Source organism: Paenibacillus tabacirhizosphaerae (assembly GCF_040812395.1).
Taxonomy (GTDB): domain Bacteria; phylum Bacillota; class Bacilli; order Paenibacillales; family NBRC-103111; genus Paenibacillus_E.
In genome coordinates, this window is record NZ_JBFNXH010000002.1 from 343,136 (window position 1) to 357,941 (window position 14,806).

Sequence of the window (14,806 nt, forward strand, 5' to 3'; positions counted from 1 at the left end):
TTAAATAATTATTTTTAAAATGAAATTGGCCTTGTTCCGCGGTTATCCTATTTATAGGAAACAAAAAAACGGCATCTCTGCCGTTTGTGTTAGGTGTTGGTGGAGAATAGGGGGCTCGAACCCCTGACCTCATCGCTGCCAGCGATGCGCTCTCCCAGCTGAGCTAATTCCCCATATATTTCCAATTAAGGAAATGGATTACATGATGCTGGTATTCAATTCTTACTTCCTCTGGCTGTCTCAATGCTACATGGTGTGCTCCCAGCTGAGCTAAGGCCCCAAGTATAATGTCGACTTTTCGTATTATACACGAATTGTTCATCGTGATCAAGCCCTGCCCAACAGAAAAATACCGGCGGTCTCATACGACCGATTTCAATTGACGATTCTGTTGCAAGCCGCTACGAAACGTTGTTTCAACTACGCATTCATGCTAACCTAATATAATCATTAGAAGTTCTTGTTTGGGAGTGACGGGAAGTGTCGGACAATGTGTTGTACTGGCTTTATTTGGGGGGAGCTTGCGCTCTGCCATTTCTATTAGGCGTTTGGATGATGAAAAAAACGGATCGTTTGGGGCTCTCATTCTGGGTATCGACGGCGTTGAATATCGTGCTGACGCTAGCTGCTGTATGCTGGTGGAAGTCAGTGAGTCCGGCAGGTTTCCGGATGATGTTCGGAATGGCCTTTTATGGAATAGCTTCAGTCAATGTTATGGTGCTTGAGTTTTTCGCTTTATTTAGTATCCGGAAGAAATTGAATCCATAGGGAGTTTGATTGAGAGATGCGCAAAGGATCTACAACGCGTTATTATGTGTTATTGGCCGCTGCCCTCCTGTGGATGGCGGTTATTTTTTTCAAATCGGCGGAGTCGTATCAGCAGCAGAGTCTGAGACCGTTGTTATCGTCGTGGTTTCATGGTATGGAATTAACAAACAGCATACCGCATTGGGAGTTCGCTTACGATCATGATCTGGTCTCATGGCAGGACCCCATCGGATTAATCGAATTCTTCATAAGAAAAGCAGGGCACGTTAGCGAATACGCTATTCTAGCCCTGCTCTGGTGCTTGACGCTGCTGGCGAAACCCATGAGAGTTGTCATGGCACTGGTCACCTCCTTTATCATTTCGGTGCTCTATGCGATTACGGATGAATGGCATCAAACCTTTGTTTCAGGCAGGACCGGTCATGCGGTCGATGTTGCGATCGATACAATTGGCATGGTACTTGCCATCATTATCGTTCTCCTCGGACTCTTCATTAGATCCAAGGTTAGAAGAAGAACAAGTTTGTAAGCAGTATATACACTTTCCGTTTTTTTACCGATTTCCATTTCCACATCTCGCGTGCTTCTTTCCGAATTTCCTCTTGCTGCCATTGCATCAGCTTCTCGGACATATAGATGTCAGATGGTTGCATGCCGATCGCCTTCCTTTCTTTTCCTGTTGCTCCTAGCATACAGCTAGAATAAGGGGAACAAAAAGAGTATAATTTACTTTAACTATTTCCCCTTTTCTTGGAAGGAAGGCAACATGCAGCTTTTAACCCATTATTTAGAGCTAAGATCTGGCTTTGAACACGGTGTGGAAAATCATCCGCAGCGCATAACACTAGAGGAATTGGCAGAAAGATTATACTGCAGTACCCGCAATGTGAAGCTGCTGCTGAAGAGAATGGCGGAGCAGGAATGGATTAGCTGGAAACCTGGACGGGGCAGAGGCAATGCGTCCGAGCTGACTTTTCACGTTTCTGCAGAAGTAATGATATCGAAGCAAGCTATGGAGCTTGCCGCCAAAGGCGACTACAAAGGAACGATTGAACTCATTCATCATCTGGGTCATGCGGAAGGGCTGCAAGATTCATTCATCGAGTGGTTGTTCAGCTATTTCGGTTACCGTGCAGATGAGCATGAGGAGAGGTTCAAGGATACGCTGCGCTTTCCGGTCTATCAATGGCTGGTGAGTCTGGATCCGGCGTGTTCTTTTTTTGCGTTTGACTGCCATCTGACGGGGCAAATCTTCGATACTTTGGTTTTGTATAATTCGAATACGCAAGTCGTAGAGCCGCATTTAGCCCATTATTGGGAAATCAGTGAGGATGGACTGCACTATACCTTTTATTTGCGTAAAGGTGTCCTGTTTCATCACGGTAGAGAGATGACGGCTAATGATGTCTACTACTCGTTATCTCGATTGAAGGAGCTTGGAACTGTTGCTTGTCAAGGGTGGATGGCGGAAAGCATCGAGGCGATGATCGTGCTGAACCGTAACGCGATTGCTATCGAGTTGAAACATCCGAATGTTCTCTTCCTCCAGCAGTTGTCCCATACCTCAATGTCAATCGTACCTGAGGACATATGCAGGGATAACGAGTCTATATTTGCCAATATGCCGATTGGAACGGGACCGTTTCGCTTGGAGCGCAATGACGACTATATATGCAAGCTCCGCGCGTTCGACGACTATTTCGGGGTCAGGCCGCATTTGGATCAAGTGGAAATTTGGCTGCTTCCGCAGGATCTGTCAGAGGTCGGTCCCAGTTGGGATATGGTTCAAGTTTTGTTAGATCAAACACATTCCAAAGTGCCCGTAGGGGCTGTGGGAAAAGAGTCGGAATGGCAGCAAATCGAACAATCGGTCACCGGATGCAGCTTGCTTACGTTTAATATGAATAAAAAAGGACCGCAGCAGCACCGGCAATTCCGCCAAGCGGTTGATTTGATTATCGACAGAGAGAAAATGATTGCTGAGCTTGGAGGTTTTCGGGAAGCGCCGGCGACCAGCTTTTTGCCAAGTGCGTCAATCGGAGCCTCACCTAATCGAGCGGATATAGACAAAGCGCAGCGCTTGTTAAAGGAGATTGGGTATAAGGGCGAAAAGCTGTGCATGTATATCTACAGCAATAATAGCGAGGACGCGGCCTGGATAGCGGAGCAGTGTATGAAAGCAGGAATAACGGTTGATGTTGTGACCCGAAGCAAATCAGACATGATGAAGCAGGAGACGATCGCGTGTGCTGATCTTATCTTTTATCACATTTGCATGGAAAGCGATTATGATCTTCATATTGTACAGACGCTTAAGCAAAGCAATAGCTATGTACGCGCTCATCTTAACGATAAACTACAGAGCTGGATGGATCGGGAAGTAGAGCTTCTTCTAGCGAATCCAAGTCAGCAAGAACGGATTGCCAAGCTGAATGACCTTGTTGATGTGCTGCAGGAAGAGAAATCGTTTCTATTCATTCTTCACCGTTCCCTTCAGACAACGTATCACCACTCGATAAAAGGTGTAAGCATCAATGATCTGGGCTGGGTCGACTTTCGGAATATATGGTTTGCGCCAAGCCGCTGATAAATCCATTTGCACGCTATTTTATATGCCAAAATCGAAAAAACGACCCTAAGGTCGTTGCTGGCTGGACGGCTCGTAGCGACGCTCCATGGACATCCAACGGGCATTCGCGATGAAAAAGCCTACAAAAAAGAAGATGATAAGACGAATCGGTATCCATATCGGGTTCATCTCGTTAAAATTAATGAATTCAACAAGGCCGAAAAGGACAGTAAGTCCAATGCCCCAAGGCAATAAGCCGAAAAGAATCAAGTACTTGGATCTTCCCAGTTGTTTTCTTTTGTGCCAAATCTCTTTACGCGGATCGCTCATGCGGAATCTCCTTCAAATTTTTCGCGCCAATTAAACAGGCAACGTAGGATCAGTTTTTCATTTCATTATAGCATTGGATATGAAAAATAACGACTGACTCGCTAGAAGGATGACCAATGCATGTAAAATATGGTAGTATAGGGGAGGCAGAGCGACATACTGAGAGATTGAAGGAGGATTCAACTTGCTTACCAAGCTGCTTGCATTTGGATTGCTATGGCGCCTTACAGGCAATCCGTTTATTGCCCTTATTATTTTACTTGTCATCCTGTATGTATTGGATCGCAGATTTGTAGGGTTAACGCCAAATATATTTAGACCGTTTCAACTGAGCCGCAAGGCCTCAAGGCTTCGCCAGGATCTGCACGCTAACCCCCATAACACCTCAGCCAAGCTGGAGCTTGCAAGAATTCTGATTGAGCGCAAAAAATACAGCGAAGCGCTGCCATACTTGGAGCAATCGCTGAATATGATGCAGGATTCGGCAGATGTGCATTATGAAATCGGCTTATGCTGCTTGAAATTAGGGGATTTGCCAAGAGGCGAGAGCTTTATGCTCAAAGCGATCGAGCTGAATCCCAGGGTCAAATATGGCGAGCCGTATTTACGGCTCGGTGAAGCGTTAGCCGCTGTTTCGGCAGAGAAAGCGGTAACGTATATGGAGCAGTTTCGCGATGTGCATTCTTCATCGGTTGAAGCTTACTATCGTCTTGGCCAGCTGTATCAGCAGCTTGGTCGCGGCGAAGAGGCTAAGCGCGCTTATCGTGAAGCGCTGGACATCCATCGCGGCTTGCCCCGTTACAGCCGCAGACAGCAGCGTCGCTGGGCATTGTTAGCGCGGTTTAAATGAAAAAAGGCAAAGCTCCGTTTAAAAAGCGGCTGCTTTGCCTTTTTTCTTAGCGCTGCGATAGAGCATGACCAGCAGCCAGGAGCCGAACAGCCCGAAGGGGATCGAAGAAGCAGTGTGCAGATCGTACAGCATGAGCTGTTCCTGAACGGGCTTGAGGCGATCCCACAGCGTTAAGAGGGCAGGGTGAACGAGATAGATGCCGAACGAGGCGGCGCCTAAGCCCGTCATTGCCGCTCTGAGGGGAGAGCTCTTCTTGAATATCCGCTGTCCCCACTCGACAAGGCAAAGCGCGGCAGCGAAACAGTAGAGGAGCAGAGCCAGCTCGAACCACGTATTTTCTAAGGCTATGAGTCTGTACTGGTGCAGCAGCAGCATGCCGACAAAGGAGACCCCGCCTAGGATAAGCACTAACCAGATCCATAGCTTATTTCTGCTTGTCCATGCAATCATCGAAGCATAGTGAATGCCGATGAAAGCCCCGAACGCAAAGAGTGCGGAGTAGCTGGCAAACAGGGAAGCGTACTCCGGTATGGGAAACAACCAATGATTGATGCAGTATGAAGCTGCCTGGATACTGAGCCCTAGTGGAATCAAACCTTGCCTGAGCCATCGAAATTTGCGGACAGCCGTCATGACAATTGGAAACAAGAGATAGAACTGCACGATAATGACCATATAATAGAGATGGTAGCTCGCATTGCCGGACAAGAGCAATTTGAATAAATAAAAGGCGTCCAGGTCGATTCTGCCATGGAACATGAGCTGATTATAGAAATAATAGAAAACGGACCACAGCAAGTAGGGAATGAGAATGCGCCGCAACCTTTTCGCCCAAAAAACGAATGAGGTTCGTGGCTCCCAATGATCGTAATAGTTATAGAAGAGTACGACGCCGCTGATCCATATAAACACGGGAACCGTAAACAAGCAAGCGCGGTTGAGGGTGAAAAAGATGGCTTGCGAGGCGCTTCCCACAGTGAGTAAAGTGGCTGTGGACGTGCCATGGATCAAGAGAACAGCCAGGATGGCAATGGCTCTTACGAAGTCAATTTCCGGTATTTTGGGACGTTTCTGCACAATCATTCTTCTCCTTTTTCATTCGTCCACTTTATCATGAATGATAGGAGAGAACAATAGAGCTGCTAGAGCGCGGCATGCTTGACGCTCCCATGTCATAGCGATAAACTGGTTAGGAGAATGAATGAAGAGTAAATCAAGAGGGTGACTGACGTGAGTTATGAGTATGTGATGCAGGCAGTTTTGCTGATTTTTTTGGTCATCGTGACGTTCTTTGCCATGATGATATGGACGAAATGGAGAAAAAGAGGACGGAGATAGCCCCATGTATTTTATTAATCATGAGCAAATCGATCAAAGAATTCAGTTTCTGGATGAATTGGCACTTTCGTGTAAGCAGCTTGAGGAGCACTGGGGTCAGGGCGATTCCGCGCTCATTCAGCAGATGGCTCAGGAAAGAGTGCTTCATCTTGGGATTGAAACAGTTACCGATGTTGGCAGCTTATTAATCGATGCTTTTATTTTAAGAGACGCTAGCAGTTATGAGGATATTGTCGAAATTGTGCACGGAGAGGGCGCCTACTCGGAAACATTGACGGAGACCTTACTTCAGCTTGTGAGGCTGCGCAAGCCGCTCGTTCAGGAGTTCGTAAGCTGGAATCGCACGGAGCTGCATCCCCTGATTTCTAAGCTTCCTGCTGCTTTCCAAGAGTTTGCTGGCAGTGTAAGAGCATTCATTAAGAAGGAAATGGAATAACATACATAGTTGTTGTTTAATTTACTTATTCTATCGGATGCTGTAAAATGAGACTAAATGACAGTTCCGAGGGTAGGTGAGCTTATGATTCATGAACTTGAGATGTCCACGCGTAAAGTGATCCTTTCCATGCTCAAAACACAAGGGCCTCTAAGTGTCCATGACATGTCGAAGCAGCTCGGAATTACGGAAATGGCGGTAAGACGCCACATTAACACACTCGAGAAGGATGGCATGCTGGATGCTACTCTGGTTCGCCAAGCGATGGGCAGACCTTCAAATGCCTATTCATTGACACCTTTGGCGGATGAATTGTTCCCCAAAAAATACATGCAGCTGACGATGGATTTGCTGGGAGAGCTGCTGGAAGACGAAGGACATGAGAAGATCGATCACCTGTTTGAGCGTAGGCAAGAGAAGCTGGAACTCCGGTATCAATCTCGAATGAAAGCGAGAAATCTGGAGGAGCGCGTGGCTGAACTGGCGCAAATTCAGAACGAGAATGGCTACATGGTGGAGTGGTCGCAGCTGGGAGAAGGTGAGTATATCCTGAGCGAGCACAACTGCCCGATCACACAGGTGGCCAATTTGTTCCAGCAAGCGTGCAATTGTGAGTTAACATTGTTTCAAAATTTGCTTGATGCGCACGTGGACCGGACGGAATGTCTGGCCAAGGGCGGCAACAAATGCGTATATAGGATCAGTCAAAAATAGCCATCTTCCGCAGGTTCTTCCTGGGGGAGATGGCTTATTTTTTTACAAGGGAGCGAGATCTCCTATTTGGAAGCCGCGAGAAGTCGAGCCGCTTTGTCGGTGATCCATTCAAAGCGCCCTGCTTCGATTTCTTTCACATTAATTAAGGAGCCGCCAATACCTAGTCCGTAGCAGCCAATGTCTAGGAATTGCTTGATGTTCTCTTCCGTTACGCCGCCTACGGCCATCATCGGGATGTGGTCTAGCGGGCCCATCAGTTCCTTGATGAAGGCGATGCCCAGACTCGCGCTTGGGAATACTTTGACCGCAGTCGCTCCAGCTTTCCAGGCTTTGACGATCTCCGTTGGGGTCATTGCCCCAGGGAAGATCGGAATGCCTTCGCTTTTCGCCCAGCGGATGACCTCCTCGTCCATGTTTGGCGTGACCAGAAAAGCAGCGCCGGCTTCCACGGCTTTCTTCGCATCGTCCAGATCCAGAACGGTACCGGCACCAATATACATTTGATCAGCGAATTGGCTCTGCAGTTCACTAATCATTCGCAGTGCGCCGGGCGTGTTCAGGGTCACTTCCATCACGGTTATACCGCCTTGGTGAAGCGCTTGAGCGACAGATGCGATATGTGTTTCTTTAACGCCACGGACAATAGCTACAATGCGCGTGCGCTCGATTTCTTTAAGTCCTTGTTCACGGTTCATGATAGCCTCCACAGTTTCAAATCATCATTTTGATTTTCATTATGACAGGTCCTCGAAATTTTTCCACCCTTTTTGTGTCAAGACGAGCCGCAGCTACTTATACTGTACTAATTCATAGGCATTCGTCTAGAAGAAGTTAGAAAAAGAAGCCATCAGCCCAGGCGTGAAACCGAAGGAGGTGCCGGTCATGACATGGATGGAGCTTAGCGCGGTCAGCGCTGCTTGCGCATTTATCGTGCTTGTCGTCTTTACTGTACGTTTGTTAATTGCGGTGAAGCATTCACTGCGTCAAATGAATGAAGCGATTGCGTTAACATCGCATAGCGTCGTACAAACGGCTAAGATGACAGAGCAGCTGTTGGAGCGCGTAGAAGGCCTCACAGAGGACGTGCACACACAGGTGCGGGTGCTAGAGCCCTGTTTTCACTCTGTAGAGCAGGCAGGAGCAGCTATAGGGGATGTCGCTTCTGTTCTTCGCAAGGCGGCAAAGGTACTCCATCAATCGATTCAGGGTGCGGAAAAGACCGTGCATACCCATCAGAAACGATTGCAGGATGCCATGGAATGGGCAACGACCGGGTTCGAACTGTGGCAAAGATGGCAGGCTCACAAGAATGCCAAATCAGACACCAAAGGGTCTGATTGATTATCTCTAAAGGAGTGGATTCATATGTCCAATCAAACAAAAGGGAAAGATCTTCTTATTGGAGCGATTATCGGAGGTGTTTTGGGAGCGGCAACAGCGCTATTGTTTGCGCCAAAATCAGGGCGCGAGCTGCGAAGCGACATCGCTGAGGGGGCGCAAGCCGTAAGTGATAAAACTTTGCAAATCGCAGGCGCTGTCACGCAAAAAACGCAGGATGTCGCGAAAACAGTAAGCACCCAAACTTCCGAATTGGTTGGCAAAGCGAAAGATACGGCTTCTAGCGTAGTTGAAACGGTTCGTTCCTGGAAAAAAGGCGACGAGTCGATCGATCAACTGGAAGCTTCTGAAGCGGCTGAAGATCTGGTTATTATCGGAAATCGCTAAGTCTAATTCATATCGATAATAAGAAACGCAAGCTTCTCGGAGGTATCGAGAAGCTTGCGTTTTTCAATCACCACTTGGACGGGTCGATTTTACGAATATCGAGCCCTTCCCAAATATTTTTGATCTTGGCGGTTTCCGGGTGGTCGAAGACAAGCCAAGCTGTGGGCAGATAACGTTCGCCCCATTCGCTGGAAGGCTTGTTGACGATCTCGTTGTTGTGAACGAGAACTGTCGAGGCGCCTCCGTCCAAATTGGCTGCTGTCACGGCGCCATGAGCAAGGAAGATCTGCTGCACATCATAGAGTGTGGCCCCAATGCTATGTTTCTGTCTGCCGTCGATGATGCAGAAAAGGATCGAGCCATCTTTTGTTTGCGCCATGCTGGTGCGGGGAGCGATGCCCCAGCCGTCGGCCTGGCTCTTGATCTGGCCGACACCGTTCACGATAAAGCGCGGAGAGAACGATACCGCTTCCTGAACGCCCATGTCCACAAGCTCGGAAACTTTGTACTTGCCCGCGATCATACGTCCCTCTTTATCAATACCGACTACTTGGACGCTGCCATTCATGCCCTTGTCGTTATAAAAAATTTTGCCTCCGGAGATGACGACACCTTCAGGCTGAAAGCCGTTCCCTTCCCAGTTCGGATCGATAAATCCGCCGCCATTCACACCGAGAATCGCACCGGTCCGTTTCACCATGGAGGAGACCTTCTCTCCTTTACCGGCTTTCTCCGGTACAGCGATTCTGATTTTTTTAGGATCCGAAATCGTAACCAAGTAGCCCTTGAAGTTCGTGCCGGAGATGGGATCGATTTTGACGAGTTCTTTTTTCGCTTGGGCTTGTACGGAAGACTTTTTTTCAATCTCCACTAACCCTTTGTCTTTCTCAACGCCCATTTCATCAAACTTTTTCCAATATGCTTCTACACGTTTCTGCAATTCCTCTGAACCTATCAAGTATTTGGCCCAATCGCGATGTTGGGTTGCTATGATGGTATCGGCCATCATCAGTCTCAGATTCGTTCCGGATGAAGTCAGGAAAAACCAGCATAAGGATAACAAAGCTAGCAGCGTAAACATAAGAATCGAAACGAGTACGAAACGCATGCCAGCGGATTTTTTCCGCTTTGCTTTGAAGTTTTGACGAGGAGGCAGTTGAGAAGCAGTTTGCTGTGAAGCCATATATGCGCAACCATTCCTCTCCAAATCAGGGTAACAATCCTTTTACATAAACGAAAAAAAGGAAGTAAAAGTTTCAGATTTCGCTGAACTTTTTTCCTTTTTCGTCAATGAGGATATAGCATTTTGTTTTCAGCGATCATATGTTCAAACATTTCGGCAGGCAACGGCGTGCTGAAAATGTAGCCTTGGATCTCATTGCAGCCTCGTTCCCTTAGAAATTGCAGCTGCTCCAAGGTTTCAACGCCTTCTGCCAAGGATTTCATTTTAAGCTGCTTCGACATCGCAATTAACGCGGTTACGATGGCTGCATTATCTTCATCCGTTGTCACATCCCGGATGAAGGATTGATCTATTTTCAGCGTATGTACACGGAACCGTTTGAGATAGCTCAGGGAGGAGTATCCCGTTCCGAAGTCGTCAATCGATATTTGCACACCTAACTGCTTGAGTTTGTCCAGCGTGTCTATAATGACCGTGACGTTATTCATAGCGACACTCTCTGTAATTTCCAAACAGAGCAAGTTTGGCGAGAGCCCGGAGGAGGCCAGCGCACTTTCGATTTGTTGCACAAACCCGTTCTGCATAAATTGCTTGACTGAAATGTTGACAGATACGCATAGCGGTGGCAGCCCCATCTTCATCCATTGCGCATTTTGCTTGCAGGCTTGGAGTAACACCCAGTTTCCAAGCGGTAAAATGAGGCCCGTTTCTTCGGCCAGAGGTATAAATTCGCCGGGCGATACCATGCCCCATTCGGCATGCTGCCAACGGACCAAGGCTTCCGTGCCAAAAATGGTACCGGTGGAGAGATCGACAAGCGGCTGATAATACACCATGAAATGTTCCCGTTCGATCGCTTTGCGCAGCTCAATTTCCATCGTCAGGTGATGCAGGGAGCGCATGCTCATTTCCGGATGGTAGAGCTGGAAGGTGTTCCCACCCTTTTCTTTGGCTTTGTACATGGCTGTGTCGGCATTTTTAATCAAGGTTTGGACATCATCTCCGTCACGCGGATATAAAGCAATGCCCACGCTGGCTGTTATGTACAGCTCCTGTTGTTCAAAATGGAAAGCTTCCTTCAAGTAATGGGGGATGTCTCCGGCTAAAGCGAGCACCTCTTCAACTTGTTTGACGTCGCGCATGAGAATAATGAACTCATCTCCGCCAAATTTGGCTACCATATGAACAGATCCAACACACTGGGAAAGCTTGTCTGCAACGTGCTGAAGCAATTGATCGCCGACATGATGGCCGAGCGTATCATTAATGATTTTGAAGCGATCCAAGTCAACGAACAGAACGGCAAGCTGCGTCTGCGAGGCAAATGCATGCTCGAAGGACTGTTTGAGATGTTCCTGAAAATGTAGACGATTCGGCAGATTCGTCAGCGAGTCGTGGTAGGCCATGTGTATAAGCTGCTCTTCAGCGATGCGCTTGGCGCTAATTGCCCGAATCGTGGCAAAGGATCTGGAATAATCTCTATCCTCATTCATGACGAATGAAGGAGGTTGTATATCGTTTTGTTTGGGAATGCCCTTGAATACATCTGCAGCAGCAGAAGTCTGTAAGATGGCTAAAATACTCTCGATGTGCTTCTGATGAATGCGTGCCGCAGACGCTGTCTTCGACTTCTTGTCGGCAGGATCGCCTAAATAAAGGATGCCTTTGTCCGCATCGTAGGCTTTAACTTGATTCATATTGACGAGATTCGAACTATCGACAAGCCGGAAGCCTTCTTCATAGAGCCATTCTTCGATGCCAGTCGGCGATGTGTTCAGATAATACTGATGTTCTCTCGTGTGGATCAAATAGCCGCGATAAAGATCCTTAACAATCTTGACGATTTTATGAGCGTCGATAAGCAAAATAGGAGATCCTTTTTTTCCATCACGGGTAACAGGGATTTTCTGCGACATTCGATCAGCTCCATCAGTGCGAAAGGTAAACATATTTTAACATTTTATTATACAAATGTTTACCAATCAAGCGAAAAATGTCGAATGTTGCCGAAATTGGGCATATTTCCTGATTAGATCTGTCGTTTTAATGTGGAAAATAACGGTTCAGGTCCTTGACGATCGAATTGATAGTTGAGACTCATGCCTGTATTCTTGGCTACGCTGCGAATAATAAGCTCATGATATTTTTTTTGCCGAATAGCCGCAATAACGACATATTTGCCGAGACCTAAGGAATCAAAAAATAATTTGCCTTCTTTTTCAACATATTTCTGCACATAGGTCAGGTTTACAAACAAGTCGGCATCCATTTTCTTAAAGCCCTGTTCCTCAAGCTTGTCGAGAAAATTGCTGAAATCAATTAAAGAATTCACGCTTCTGTTCAACCGGTTTAAGTGGGTATGATAGGTAATTTCTTTCATGCTAACTTCTATAAATAGAACTTCCTGAACAGGAATGGGCACTTCTGTATGGTGCATGTCCTCTTTTTCAAGATAACCCGCCTTTTCCATCAATTCCGTATAGGAATAATTGTATGCATCCGACAGCTTTTTCAGCGTGACTGGGGATGGCTTGATCTTCTCATTCGTGGAACGGTTCCGCTCTAATTCAAGGTCTCGAATATAGGCATGCGAAAGTCCGCTTTTATGGGCTGCTTCTCGCAAGGACATCTTGCCTCGCAAGCTCTCCAAAAATTTACCGAATCCTTCTAATTGCTGCATAATCACGTATCCCTCCATTGCTCATATTGTAAACGAATTTTCAGAAAAATGAAAATGTAAATGGCTTTATTGGCGGCATTTACCTCATTTGCCAGCGCAGTCAGCAAGAAATGCATAGATAAGCTTTTAATTTGGAAAAATAGGTTCATATTCTTGGAAAGAGGCTGATCGCATGGCAAGAGATTTACCCATTGGAAATGGGAATGTACTCATCAATTTTGATGCTGCTTATAATATTCGTGACATGTACTTCCCTTTAGTAGGTCAGGAAAATCAATCTAGCGATCATCTTTCACATTTTGGCGTTTGGTGCGAGGAAGGATTCTTCTGGATTGACGATTCGGAGGTGTCCCGAAGCTTGGGTTACTTAGAAGATTCTCTTGTTACCAATGCCACGTGCACCCATGAACGATTGGGTTTGGAGCTCCTTATTAGAGATGGCGTTGATGTTCAGCACAATGTGTTTTTGCGTAAAGTCAGATTGGAAAACCGATGGGATAAGGAACGAATAATAAAATTGTACTTTCATCTTGATTTGCAAATTTATGGGAATGGCATTGGGGATACGATCTATTTTGATCCGGAGTTGAATTCGCTTATTTTTTACAAAGGGCACCGTTACCTGTCGTTATCTTGTCTCTCGCCCGATGAGGGCAAGGTGAAGATGAGCGGCTATGCAACAGGCCAAAAGGGAATAAACGGCCTTGAAGGGACGTGGCGTGATGCTGCGGATGGTCATCTTGGCGGCAATCCGATTGCGCAAGGCTCGGTCGACGGCGTGATCGAGTTAACGGTGACGCTGCCTCCCAAAAGCACGAAGGAAGCGTGGTTTTGGATCTGTTTTGGCCGGAATAAACAGGAAGTCGAGCAGTTGGAGCTGCAGCTTCGAAAGTCGACTCCGCAAGCCATGTTACAGAGAACCCATGATCACTGGGTGAAATGGGTAAACCGCGATCAGCATCAGCTGTCGCTGCTGAAAACAGATTTGGCTTTATTTTACAAGAGAAGCTTGCTGATCACAAGAACAAATCTGGACAATCGGGGAGCGATTATTGCGGCGAACGATTCCGATATTTTGAAATTTGCCAAGGATTCGTACTCCTATATGTGGCCCCGCGACGGCGCATTAGTGTCGCATGCTTTGGACCGTGCCGGTTACTACGAGCTGTCCCGGAAGTTTTTCGATTTTTGTACGAAGGCTTTGACCCCGGAAGGGTATCTTATGCATAAATACAATCCTGATGGTTCCGTAGGTTCAAGCTGGCACCCCTGGGTAAATGTGCAGGGCACTAAGCAGCTCGCGATTCAGGAAGATGAGACGGCACTCGTCTTATATGCGCTGTGGCATCATCGTAAGCTTGCGGGTACGCTTGATCAGTCCCGTGAAGATTATGAGAAATTGGTCAAGCCTGCGGCTGATTTCGTGGTGCATTATCGCGATGCATCCGGTTTGCCGCTGCCCTCTTATGATTTGTGGGAAGAACGGTATGGTGTATTTGCTTTTACAGTAGCTAGTGTGTATGCGGGGCTCGTGGCGGCGGCTCGTTTCGCTGAGTATCACGGAGATAAAGCGCGCGCGGTTTATTATGCCGATACAGCCGTTCAGGTTAAGAAAGCCGCTGAACAGCAGCTTTACGCCCCAGAGCACAAGCGTTTCCTGAGAGCACTCTACTGGGACTATGACAAACAAACCTATGTGCCGGACTATACGCTCGATATGAGCATGTACGCTTTGTTTGATTTTGGCCTGTTTGCTTTGGAAGATCCCCGGATCGTTGCAACTATGCAAGCTCTGAAGGACACTTTGTGGGTGCATACGGCGATTGGAGGAATAGCTCGTTATCAAAACGACTATTACCATCAAGTGACGAATGACATTGCAAAAGTTCCCGGTAACCCGTGGTTTATCTGCACCTTGTGGTATGCAGAGTGGCTCATTGCATCTGCGAAGACGGCAAACGATCTAACGGATGCAGAGAACCTCATGCGCTGGGCGATCCAGCATGCGCTGCCTTCGGGCGTGATGGCTGAGCAGGTTCACCCCTTCACAGGAGAGCCGATGTCGGTATCCCCTCTAACTTGGTCGCATGCTTCGTTTATTAAAGTTACCCAAGAATATTTATCTAAACTGAAGGTTCTTACTTCGGGAGGCTCTGCGCAAAAAGTTGATGTCAGCGAGGCGAAGGTTCTAGAGCCAGTAAGCCGTTAGAAGG

16 protein-coding genes and 1 tRNA gene are annotated in these 14,806 nt (G+C 47.2%); 9 read left to right on the forward strand and 8 right to left on the reverse strand.

Translation table 11 applies throughout. The annotated features are described in order from the left end of the window. Positions 1 to 97: 97 nt before the first annotated feature. A tRNA-Ala gene (locus tag ABRS97_RS04495) sits at positions 98 to 173 on the reverse strand. A 307-nt stretch (positions 174 to 480) separates the two neighbouring features. Between ABRS97_RS04495 and ABRS97_RS04500 the strand changes: the two genes are divergently transcribed. Together ABRS97_RS04500 and ABRS97_RS04505 are read left to right on the forward strand one after the other, a co-directional pair. Then, the gene (locus ABRS97_RS04500; protein ID WP_367811704.1) at positions 481 to 768 is read left to right on the forward strand and encodes a hypothetical protein; all 288 of its coding nucleotides are present in this window, start codon (positions 481 to 483) and stop codon (positions 766 to 768) included. A gap of 16 nt (positions 769 to 784) precedes the next feature. Beyond that, on the forward strand, positions 785 to 1,297 hold the full coding sequence (locus ABRS97_RS04505) for a VanZ family protein (RefSeq protein ID WP_367811705.1): 513 nt from the start codon (positions 785 to 787) through the stop codon (positions 1,295 to 1,297). Here ABRS97_RS04505 and ABRS97_RS04510 read toward each other — a convergent pair. Then, on the reverse strand, positions 1,275 to 1,421 hold the full coding sequence (locus ABRS97_RS04510) for a hypothetical protein (RefSeq protein ID WP_367811706.1): 147 nt from the start codon (positions 1,419 to 1,421) through the stop codon (positions 1,275 to 1,277). The genes ABRS97_RS04505 and ABRS97_RS04510 overlap by 23 nt on opposite strands. A gap of 113 nt (positions 1,422 to 1,534) precedes the next feature. Between ABRS97_RS04510 and ABRS97_RS04515 the strand changes: the two genes are divergently transcribed. Further along, positions 1,535 to 3,355, forward strand: a complete 1,821-nt coding sequence (locus ABRS97_RS04515) for an SgrR family transcriptional regulator (RefSeq protein WP_367811707.1) — start codon at positions 1,535 to 1,537, stop codon at positions 3,353 to 3,355. Between the two features lie 48 nt (positions 3,356 to 3,403). Here ABRS97_RS04515 and ABRS97_RS04520 read toward each other — a convergent pair whose 3' ends face one another. Next, positions 3,404 to 3,667: a hypothetical protein gene (locus ABRS97_RS04520; protein WP_367811708.1), complete on the reverse strand. Its 264-nt coding sequence runs from the start codon at positions 3,665 to 3,667 to the stop codon at positions 3,404 to 3,406. A 184-nt stretch (positions 3,668 to 3,851) separates the two neighbouring features. Here ABRS97_RS04520 and ABRS97_RS04525 point away from each other — a divergent pair, with 184 nt between their 5' ends. After that, positions 3,852 to 4,517, forward strand: coding sequence for a tetratricopeptide repeat protein (locus ABRS97_RS04525; protein WP_367811709.1), 666 nt, complete (start codon positions 3,852 to 3,854; stop codon positions 4,515 to 4,517). A gap of 18 nt (positions 4,518 to 4,535) precedes the next feature. On the opposite strand, the gene ABRS97_RS04530 is transcribed toward ABRS97_RS04525, so the two are convergent. Next, a complete protein-coding gene (locus ABRS97_RS04530) occupies positions 4,536 to 5,594 on the reverse strand; it encodes an acyltransferase (protein WP_367811710.1) in 1,059 nt (352 codons plus the stop codon). A gap of 265 nt (positions 5,595 to 5,859) precedes the next feature. Here ABRS97_RS04530 and ABRS97_RS04535 point away from each other — a divergent pair, with 265 nt between their 5' ends. Both ABRS97_RS04535 and ABRS97_RS04540 read left to right on the forward strand, forming a co-directional pair. Further along, a complete protein-coding gene (locus ABRS97_RS04535; protein WP_367811711.1) occupies positions 5,860 to 6,291 on the forward strand; it encodes a DUF86 domain-containing protein in 432 nt (143 codons plus the stop codon). Between the two features lie 84 nt (positions 6,292 to 6,375). Continuing rightward, complete coding sequence (locus tag ABRS97_RS04540) at positions 6,376 to 7,005, forward strand: helix-turn-helix transcriptional regulator (RefSeq protein WP_367811712.1); 630 nt, start codon at positions 6,376 to 6,378, stop codon at positions 7,003 to 7,005. 62 nt (positions 7,006 to 7,067) lie between these two features. Here ABRS97_RS04540 and ABRS97_RS04545 read toward each other — a convergent pair whose 3' ends face one another. Beyond that, positions 7,068 to 7,700, reverse strand: coding sequence for a bifunctional 4-hydroxy-2-oxoglutarate aldolase/2-dehydro-3-deoxy-phosphogluconate aldolase (locus tag ABRS97_RS04545; RefSeq protein WP_367811713.1), 633 nt, complete (start codon positions 7,698 to 7,700; stop codon positions 7,068 to 7,070). Positions 7,701 to 7,887: 187 nt separating this feature from the next. Here ABRS97_RS04545 and ABRS97_RS04550 point away from each other — a divergent pair, with 187 nt between their 5' ends. Together ABRS97_RS04550 and ABRS97_RS04555 are read left to right on the forward strand one after the other, a co-directional pair. Further along, positions 7,888 to 8,346 (forward strand): DUF948 domain-containing protein, encoded by a 459-nt coding sequence (locus ABRS97_RS04550; RefSeq protein WP_367811714.1) that lies wholly within the window; start codon positions 7,888 to 7,890, stop codon positions 8,344 to 8,346. Positions 8,347 to 8,370: 24 nt separating this feature from the next. After that, on the forward strand, positions 8,371 to 8,730 hold the full coding sequence (locus tag ABRS97_RS04555; protein WP_367811715.1) for a YtxH domain-containing protein: 360 nt from the start codon (positions 8,371 to 8,373) through the stop codon (positions 8,728 to 8,730). A gap of 67 nt (positions 8,731 to 8,797) precedes the next feature. On the opposite strand, the gene ABRS97_RS04560 is transcribed toward ABRS97_RS04555, so the two are convergent. The 3 genes from ABRS97_RS04560 to ABRS97_RS04570 form a co-directional block, all read right to left on the reverse strand. After that, entirely contained in the window at positions 8,798 to 9,913 is a 1,116-nt protein-coding gene (locus ABRS97_RS04560; RefSeq protein WP_367811716.1) for a phosphodiester glycosidase family protein, read from the reverse strand. Positions 9,914 to 10,017: 104 nt separating this feature from the next. Continuing rightward, on the reverse strand, positions 10,018 to 11,829 hold the full coding sequence (locus tag ABRS97_RS04565; protein ID WP_367811717.1) for a putative bifunctional diguanylate cyclase/phosphodiesterase: 1,812 nt from the start codon (positions 11,827 to 11,829) through the stop codon (positions 10,018 to 10,020). A 113-nt stretch (positions 11,830 to 11,942) separates the two neighbouring features. Then, on the reverse strand, positions 11,943 to 12,593 hold the full coding sequence (locus ABRS97_RS04570) for a helix-turn-helix domain-containing protein (protein ID WP_367811718.1): 651 nt from the start codon (positions 12,591 to 12,593) through the stop codon (positions 11,943 to 11,945). A 172-nt stretch (positions 12,594 to 12,765) separates the two neighbouring features. Between ABRS97_RS04570 and ABRS97_RS04575 the strand changes: the two genes are divergently transcribed. Beyond that, entirely contained in the window at positions 12,766 to 14,802 is a 2,037-nt protein-coding gene (locus tag ABRS97_RS04575; protein WP_367811719.1) for a glycoside hydrolase family 15 protein, read from the forward strand. Positions 14,803 to 14,806 lie beyond the last annotated feature (4 nt).

Coding starts and splice junctions, on each gene's coding strand:
- ABRS97_RS04560 (WP_367811716.1), bottom strand. CDS start 9,913: ATGGCTTCACAGCAAACTGCTTCTCAACTGCCTCCTCGTCAAAACTTC.
- ABRS97_RS04575 (WP_367811719.1), top strand. CDS start 12,766: ATGGCAAGAGATTTACCCATTGGAAATGGGAATGTACTCATCAATTTT.
- ABRS97_RS04515 (WP_367811707.1), top strand. CDS start 1,535: ATGCAGCTTTTAACCCATTATTTAGAGCTAAGATCTGGCTTTGAACAC.
- ABRS97_RS04565 (WP_367811717.1), bottom strand. CDS start 11,829: ATGTCGCAGAAAATCCCTGTTACCCGTGATGGAAAAAAAGGATCTCCT.
- ABRS97_RS04550 (WP_367811714.1), top strand. CDS start 7,888: ATGACATGGATGGAGCTTAGCGCGGTCAGCGCTGCTTGCGCATTTATC.
- ABRS97_RS04570 (WP_367811718.1), bottom strand. CDS start 12,593: ATGCAGCAATTAGAAGGATTCGGTAAATTTTTGGAGAGCTTGCGAGGC.
- ABRS97_RS04520 (WP_367811708.1), bottom strand. CDS start 3,667: ATGAGCGATCCGCGTAAAGAGATTTGGCACAAAAGAAAACAACTGGGA.
- ABRS97_RS04510 (WP_367811706.1), bottom strand. CDS start 1,421: ATGCAACCATCTGACATCTATATGTCCGAGAAGCTGATGCAATGGCAG.
- ABRS97_RS04535 (WP_367811711.1), top strand. CDS start 5,860: ATGTATTTTATTAATCATGAGCAAATCGATCAAAGAATTCAGTTTCTG.
- ABRS97_RS04505 (WP_367811705.1), top strand. CDS start 785: ATGCGCAAAGGATCTACAACGCGTTATTATGTGTTATTGGCCGCTGCC.
- ABRS97_RS04540 (WP_367811712.1), top strand. CDS start 6,376: ATGATTCATGAACTTGAGATGTCCACGCGTAAAGTGATCCTTTCCATG.
- ABRS97_RS04545 (WP_367811713.1), bottom strand. CDS start 7,700: ATGAACCGTGAACAAGGACTTAAAGAAATCGAGCGCACGCGCATTGTA.
- ABRS97_RS04555 (WP_367811715.1), top strand. CDS start 8,371: ATGTCCAATCAAACAAAAGGGAAAGATCTTCTTATTGGAGCGATTATC.